A 7558-nucleotide genomic window follows, 5' to 3' on the forward strand; every position below is an offset into this window, starting at 1 on the left:
TTTGTATACAGGTTTGTTTATTACCGCCCACGATGCGATGCACGGAACGATATCGCCAAACCAAAAAACAAATAATTTTATTGGCTATCTTTCCGTTTTTCTCTACGCAGGTTTTTTTTATAACCGTTTGTATGCGAAACATCACCAGCACCACCGTCATGTACACAGTGAAGAAGATCCTGATTTTGCGCCGTATGGCTTTTGGAAATGGTATTTCCGTTTCATGCTGAATTATATCACGATAATTCAATTGGTAATTATGGCCATAGTTTATAATGTGTTGAAAATCTGGATTGATGAAAAGAACCTGCTGTTGTTTTGGGTACTGCCATCCTTATTAAGCACTTTTCAGTTATTTTATTTCGGAACCTATTTGCCGCATAAGGGGGAGCACGATAATGAATATCATTCTTCTACCTTACAGAAAAATCATTTTGTTGCCTTTATTACCTGTTACTTTTTTGGCTATCATTTAGAACATCACCAAAAACCAGGTATGCCTTGGTGGCAACTGCATAAAATGAAGCGATAGTCGAGGTCGTTGTCTCAGATGGTAACATCTGACGCAAAATCAAATCTTTTCTGGTTCCGAATGAATATCCGTGGTGTTGGATGTTACCATCCGACACTAACTAATTTCCAAATAATATTTTACTTGTTCGAATTGCCAGATAGTAACATCAAACAGCATGCTGATGAATTTGCAGGCTATTGCTCGATAGCTTGTGGAAGTATGAAATAACACTTTTTGACTAAAAAATGTTTGCAATCACATTTTAAGCATAGGGAAAAAACAATAAAAAGGCGATATTTGCGCCACGAAACATATTCTTTATAAATGAGCAAAAAGGGGATTTTACTGGTAAATTTAGGAACACCTGATAGTCCGGCAACGGCAGATGTTAAAAAATACTTAGATCAATTTTTAATGGACGAGCGGGTAATCGATATCCCTAAGTTGAACAGGACATTATTGGTTAAAGGTATTATTGTTCCTTTCCGTAGCCCTAAAACAGCAAAATTATATAAAGAAATCTGGAATGAAAATGGCTCACCGCTTTTGTATTACAGCAGGCTACAGGCTAAAATGCTGCAGGAAAGATTGGGAGACGATTATCATGTAGAGCTGGCCATGCGCTACCAAAGCCCATCTGTTGCATCGGCGTTAGCCAATTTAAAAGCCGGTTTGGTAGAGAGCATTCAGGTTATCCCGATGTTTCCTCAATATGCCTCTGCAAGCACCGGCTCGGTAATGCAACTGGTAATGGAGCTGGTGAGCARATGGCCAACGGTTCCGCCAATATCATTTGTTAATTCATTCCATGATAACGAACTGATGATTAAAGTTTTTGCAGAAAATGCTAAAAAGCATCAGGTAGAAAGCTACGATCACGTGTTGTTCAGCTTCCATGGCTTACCTGAACGTCAATTGTTAAAATGCGATCATACTGGAAGTTACTGTTTGAAAAGCGCCGATTGCTGTCAGACATTAAACGATACCAATAAATTCTGTTATTCTGCACAAGGACATGATACGGCCAGATTAATTGCCAAAGAATTAAATCTCTCAAAAGATCAATATACCGTTTGTTTCCAATCGCGCTTAGGGAAAGAGCCATGGGTACAACCCTATACTACCGATGTGTTGAAGAAATTAGCTGGCGAAGGCAAAAAACGTCTTTTGGTTTTTAGCCCTGCTTTTGTGGCCGATTGTCTAGAAACGCTTTACGAAATCACGGTAGAATATCACGAAGAGTTTAAGGCTTTGGGTGGTGAACATGTTCAGTTGGTAGAAAGTTTAAACGATAGTCCGGTGTTTATCGAGGCTTTGGCCGGAATGGTTAAATAGTTTAAATATGGCGAGCTTTATTATTTTAATGGGCGTTTCGGGAAGTGGTAAAACAGTAGTTGGTAAAGCTTTGGCCCCGAGAATAAATGCTGAATTTATAGATGGCGATAACCTGCATTCGCAACGTAATGTAGATAAAATGGCTGCAGGAATTCCTTTAACGGRTGCAGATCGTTTAGATTGGCTGCAATTGATTGCGAAAGTTGGCCGCGAACATGTTGCTGATGGTACAACATGCATTATTGCCTGTTCTGCATTGAAAAGATCTTACCGCGATTTGCTAAGAACAGATAATACATCAATCCGCTTTGTTTATTTAAAAGGAAATTTCGATTTAATTCACGATCGGATTGCTAAGCGATCTCATCAGTACATGCCTTCTAGTTTATTAAAAAGCCAGTTCGAAACATTGGAAGAGCCTCATACTGATGAACACGATGTGATAACGGTTTCAATTGATCAGGGTATTCCCCAGATTGTGGAAGAAATTGTTAAGGCTGATCTGATTTCGTAATCATCGAAATAATCTGATCGGTTGCCCCTTTTTTATCTGTAACATATCTTTTGGCCTGCGCTGCGGCATCTTCATTTTTGGCAAAATCCTCGAAAGCACCGATTAATTCCTCAACAGTAGAAATGCTTTTGGCCGCACCTATGGCAATTAGATCTTTGGCTTCCTGAAATTTATCGTATTTCGGGCCGAAAATTACAGGCAAACCAAACGCTGCAGCTTCTAAAGTGTTGTGTATTCCCGTTCCAAAACCGCCGCCAATATAGGCTACGTTTCCATATTGGTAGAGAGAAGAAAGCATGCCGATGTTGTCGATTATTAAGATTTGAGATTTAAGATTTGAGATCTGAGAATTGTGAGTCTCCCCTTTAGCACTGAAAACTGAAAGCCGCACACTGCCAGCTGAAAACTGTTTCTCGATACTTTCAATATGGCTTTCGTGGATCTCGTGTGGCGCGATAATAAACTTCCAGTTAGGATATTTTCCAGGTAAAGCCGATAATATTTTTTCATCTTCAGGCCAGGTACTTCCACAAACTAATGTAGGAGAGTTGCCGATAAAGCTTTCGATCAGGCTAAGCTGTTTTGGAGATTGCGCATTTTCATAAACACGGTCGAAACGGGTATCGCCATTTATGGTTACATTATTTAGCCCAATCGACTTTAAAAGATTTTCGCTCTCTTTGTTTTGCACAAAAAAGTAAGTAACAGATTTTAAAATATTGCGGTAAAAGCCGCCGTACCATTTAAAAAAAGCCTGACTTTCTCTAAAAATCCCAGAAATCACATATAAAGGAATGCCCTGATCTTTTAATTGCTTAAAATAGAAATGCCAAAATTCGTATTTGGTGAAGATGGCCATTTCCGGATTAATGCTTGCTATAAAACGTTTGGCATTAGCTGCGGTATCGATAGGGAGATAAAATACATCTGCCAGGGCATAATTTTTCCTGATTTCGTATCCTGAAGGCGAAAAAAAAGTAACTACAATTTTCTTAGCAGGATAAAGGGTTTTTAATTTTTCTAAAACTGGCCGGCCCTGCTCAAATTCGCCCAAAGAAGCAAAATGAAACCATATGTGTTTTTCGCTCGGATTAATTTTCTGAGCAATTTGTGTGTAGCTATTTTTACGGCCGTTTATAAACAGTTTAGCTTTAGGATTGAATAATGAAAATATCCTGATAAGCAAAGTGTAAAGCCGAATTCCGATTATGTAAAGCAAAAGCATTCGTGTAATTTCATATCTTCGTGCCAAGATAAAACGAATATATTTAAAAAGCTTAAAAATATATGGAGTCCTCACGGTTTGGCCTATCTTTCAATACAATAAATAGGCAGATTATGATTGCTTCATTGCAGCTAAAATAACCGAGCTTGCGAGCTCATTAAAACTGATAAAAAACAATTTAATATTGTTTAATAAATTATAACAGATGAAGATAGCCGTTATTGGTACCGGATACGTAGGTTTAGTTACCGGAACCTGTTTAGCAGAAACAGGAAATGATGTAATATGTGTTGACATTAATGAAGCGAAAGTAAAGCAGATGYAGGCTGGTGAAGTACCAATTTACGAGCCTGGTTTAGATCTTTTGTTCCATAGAAATATAGAACAGGAAAGGTTGACTTTTACAACAAATCTTGCAGATGCAGTAAAAGATGCGCAGATTATTTTTATGGCTTTGCCAACGCCTCCAGGTGGAGATGGTGCTGCTGATCTTTCTTATATTTTAGGCGCTGCAAAGGATATTTCAAAACTGATTACCGAGTATAAGGTCATCGTAAATAAATCTACTGTTCCGGTTGGAACGGCCGATAAGGTAAAGGCTGTTTTTGCCGAAAATACTTCGATTGAAGTAGATGTGGTATCCAATCCCGAGTTTTTAAGAGAGGGTGTAGCAGTTGATGATTTTATGAAACCTGACCGCGTGGTTTTAGGAACTAAAAGCGAAAGAGCGAAAAAGCTGATGGCTGAATTATACGGTCCTTATGTACGTCAGGGGAACCCGATTCTTTTTATGGATGAGCGTTCTTCTGAATTGACTAAATATGCGGCAAACTCTTTCCTCGCCACCAAAATTACCTTCATGAACGAGGTTGCCAACCTTTGCGAACTCGTAGGTGCTGATGTTGATTCGGTAAGAAGGGGCATAGGCTCTGATGACCGTATCGGTAAACGTTTCCTTTTTCCAGGGGTAGGTTACGGCGGTTCATGTTTCCCTAAAGATGTTCAGGCACTGGTAAAATCATCTGATGATTATGCCTACGATTTTCAGATCCTGAAATCGGTAATGGAGGTTAATGAAAGACAAAAAACAATCCTGGTTGACAAAGTGCTTAAATACTATAAAGGTGATATCAAGGGCAAACATTTTGCACTTTGGGGACTTGCTTTTAAACCAGAAACCGATGATATCCGTGAGGCACCGGCCTTATATATTATTAATGCGCTGGTTAAGAACGGCGCAACCGTTGCCGTGTTCGATCCGGAGGCAATGGCCAATGTTAAAAATGTTATTGGCGATCAGGTAAATTATGCTAAAAACCAATACGAAGCTTTAGAAGGTGCTGACGCCCTGTTGATTGCAACAGAATGGTCGGTTTTCCGTAACCCTGATTTTGAGAAAATCGACAACATCTTAAAAAATAAAGTGGTTTTCGACGGTCGAAATTTGTACGATTTGCAAAAAATGATCGATCTTGGCTATTATTATAACAGCATAGGTAGAAAACTAATAGATTAAAATGGGTCAGAAGAGAATATTGATTACAGGTGCAGCCGGATTTTTAGGTTCGCATCTTTGTGATCGTTTTGTGAAAGAGGGTTATCACGTTATCGGAATGGATAACCTGATTACAGGCGATATGGCAAATATCGAACACCTGTTCAAGCTGGAGAATTTCGAGTTTTATAACCACGATGTTTCCAAATTTGTACATATTCCAGGTAAACTTCACTACATTTTACACTTTGCTTCACCTGCAAGTCCGATCGATTATCTTAAAATCCCGATCCAGACACTTAAAGTAGGTTCATTGGGTACCCATAATCTTTTAGGCCTTGCCAGAAATAAAAATGCAAGAATGCTGATTGCCTCAACTTCAGAAGTATATGGCGATCCAAATGTGAATCCTCAGCCAGAGGAATATTGGGGTAACGTAAATCCGGTTGGTCCGCGTGGCGTTTACGATGAAGCCAAACGTTTTCAGGAAGCAATCACCATGGCCTACCATACTTTTCATGGTGTAGAAACCAGAATTGTAAGGATATTTAACACTTATGGCCCTAGAATGCGCCTGAACGATGGACGTGTTTTACCTGCTTTTATCGGACAGGCTTTAAGAGGCGAAGATTTAACTATCTTTGGCGACGGAAGTCAGACACGCTCTTTCTGTTATGTTGATGACTTGATCGAAGGAATTTATCGTTTATTGATGAGTGATTATGCGCAGCCGGTAAACATTGGTAATCCGGATGAAATCACCATCAAGCAGTTCTGCGAGGAAATTATCAAACTTACCGGCACCACGCAGAAAATTGTTTATAAAGAACTTCCTCAGGATGATCCTAAACAGCGCAGACCAGATATTACCAAAGCGAGAGAGATATTAGGATGGGAGCCAAAAGTTGGCCGTGCTGAAGGATTGAAGATTACATACGAATATTTTAAATCATTGCCTGCAGAGGCTTTGGAGAAGATAGATCATAAAGATTTTACCACATTTAACCGTTAAAATGGCAAAAATATTAGTTACTGGTGGAACAGGATACATAGGTTCGCACACAGCAGTAGAGTTACATAACGCAGGATACGAAGTCGTAATTGTCGATAACCTTTCTAACTCGAACATCAAAATTTTAACCCAGCTTCATGCCATCACTGGCAAATGGTTCGATTTTCATGAAATCGATCTACAGGATGATAGAGCAGTTCAGGAATTTGCAGAAAACCATACCGATATTGATGGAATTATCCATTTTGCAGCGTCAAAAGCTGTTGGCGAATCGGTAGAACAACCCTTAAAGTATTATAAAAACAATTTTTACGGTTTAATTAACCTATTAACTTCGTTTAACAGGAAGATAAATTTTGTGTTTTCTTCATCTTGTACCGTTTATGGTCAGCCAGAAACTTTACCAGTAACTGAGGCTGCACCAGTACAGAAAGCTGAATCTCCTTACGGAAATACCAAGCAGATTGCCGAAGAAATATTAGCAGAAACAGCTGCAGTAACACCTGATTTAAATATAATCGCTTTGCGTTATTTTAACCCGGTTGGTGCACACGAAACCGCTTTAATTGGCGAATTACCTAATGGTGTTCCTGCCAATCTTGTCCCTTTCATCACCCAATCGGCTATTGGCAAACGTGGTCCGATTACGGTTTATGGCGACGATTACAATACTCCTGATGGTTCTGCCATCCGCGATTATATCCATGTGGTTGATTTGGCAAAAGCACACGTTGCAGCGATTAAGAAACTGGAAGAAGGAAATCCTAACGGTAATTACGATGTTTTCAATATTGGTACCGGTAAAGGCTCTTCAGTTTTAGAAATTATTGCAGCTTTCGAAAAAGTGAATGGAGAGAAGCTTGAGTATAAAATCGGTCCAAGAAGGGCAGGAGATATTGTTCAGATTTATGGCGACGTTCAAAAATCGAATAAAGAACTGGGCTGGAAAGCCAATCTTGATATCAATGAGATGATGCGCTCTGCATGGGAGTGGGAAAAATACATCAAGGCTAACCCTTTTTAAATGAAGTTATCGGAGCACAAGGATCTAAAAACTGCTATAACAGAATTGCCTGTCAAAGAAAAAGACAAGCTATTGCTGCGTTTGGTGGCCAAAGATAAAGTGCTTACAGAGCATCTTCATTACAAATTATTAGAAGATGAAACCGATTTAGAAGATCGGAAGGAGAGGATTAAAGCCGATGTGGAAGAACAGATTCTGGAATTGAAAAAACTAAATGCCAAAGAGGCATTGGTAAAGGTTCGGAAGATGATCACCTCGGTTAATCATTTTTATAAAGTGACTAAAGATCCGGTTGGTGAGGTAGAATTGAAACTGTTTATCCTCAATGCCATCCCTTTTGATTATAAGAAATCAATTTTTGGTTATCGCGATTTTATGATGCTTTTCAGTATATTTTACTTAAAAACTGTCGCGGTAACCATAAATAAATTCAAAAAAC

8 protein-coding genes are annotated in these 7558 nt (G+C 39.0%); 7 read left to right on the forward strand and 1 reads right to left on the reverse strand.

Annotated features, from left to right (window positions below):
• From AC1DND_RS13990 to AC1DND_RS14000, 3 genes are all read left to right on the forward strand, one after another.
• Positions 1–532: fatty acid desaturase (locus tag AC1DND_RS13990; RefSeq protein ID WP_477582440.1), on the forward strand; the 532-nt coding region annotated here is incomplete at its 5' end.
• A gap of 306 nt (positions 533–838) precedes the next feature.
• Complete coding sequence (gene hemH / locus AC1DND_RS13995; RefSeq protein ID WP_477582441.1) at positions 839–1849, forward strand: ferrochelatase; 1011 nt, start codon at positions 839–841, stop codon at positions 1847–1849.
• Positions 1850–1856: 7 nt separating this feature from the next.
• Entirely contained in the window at positions 1857–2363 is a 507-nt protein-coding gene (locus AC1DND_RS14000; protein WP_477582443.1) for a gluconokinase, read from the forward strand.
• Here the strand turns inward: AC1DND_RS14000 and AC1DND_RS14005 are convergent.
• A complete protein-coding gene (locus tag AC1DND_RS14005) occupies positions 2341–3588 on the reverse strand; it encodes a 3-deoxy-D-manno-octulosonic acid transferase (protein ID WP_477582445.1) in 1248 nt (415 codons plus the stop codon). The two genes, AC1DND_RS14000 and AC1DND_RS14005, sit on opposite strands and share 23 nt — an antisense overlap.
• Positions 3589–3793: 205 nt before the next feature.
• Here AC1DND_RS14005 and AC1DND_RS14010 point away from each other — a divergent pair, with 205 nt between their 5' ends.
• The 4 genes from AC1DND_RS14010 to AC1DND_RS14025 form a co-directional block, all read left to right on the forward strand.
• Positions 3794–5104: a UDP-glucose dehydrogenase family protein gene (locus AC1DND_RS14010; RefSeq protein WP_477582447.1), complete on the forward strand. Its 1311-nt coding sequence runs from the start codon at positions 3794–3796 to the stop codon at positions 5102–5104.
• A gap of 1 nt (position 5105) precedes the next feature.
• Positions 5106–6095 carry a UDP-glucuronic acid decarboxylase family protein gene (locus AC1DND_RS14015; protein WP_108197729.1) on the forward strand — a complete coding sequence of 330 codons (990 nt, stop codon included), beginning with the start codon at positions 5106–5108 and terminating at the stop codon, positions 6093–6095.
• A gap of 1 nt (position 6096) precedes the next feature.
• On the forward strand, positions 6097–7119 hold the full coding sequence (gene galE / locus AC1DND_RS14020) for a UDP-glucose 4-epimerase GalE (RefSeq protein WP_477582449.1): 1023 nt from the start codon (positions 6097–6099) through the stop codon (positions 7117–7119).
• Positions 7120–7558, forward strand: a 439-nt coding sequence (locus tag AC1DND_RS14025; RefSeq protein WP_477582450.1) for a hypothetical protein, incomplete at its 3' end; no start/stop codon positions are given.

This window comes from Pedobacter sp. 01N416, assembly GCF_056399685.1.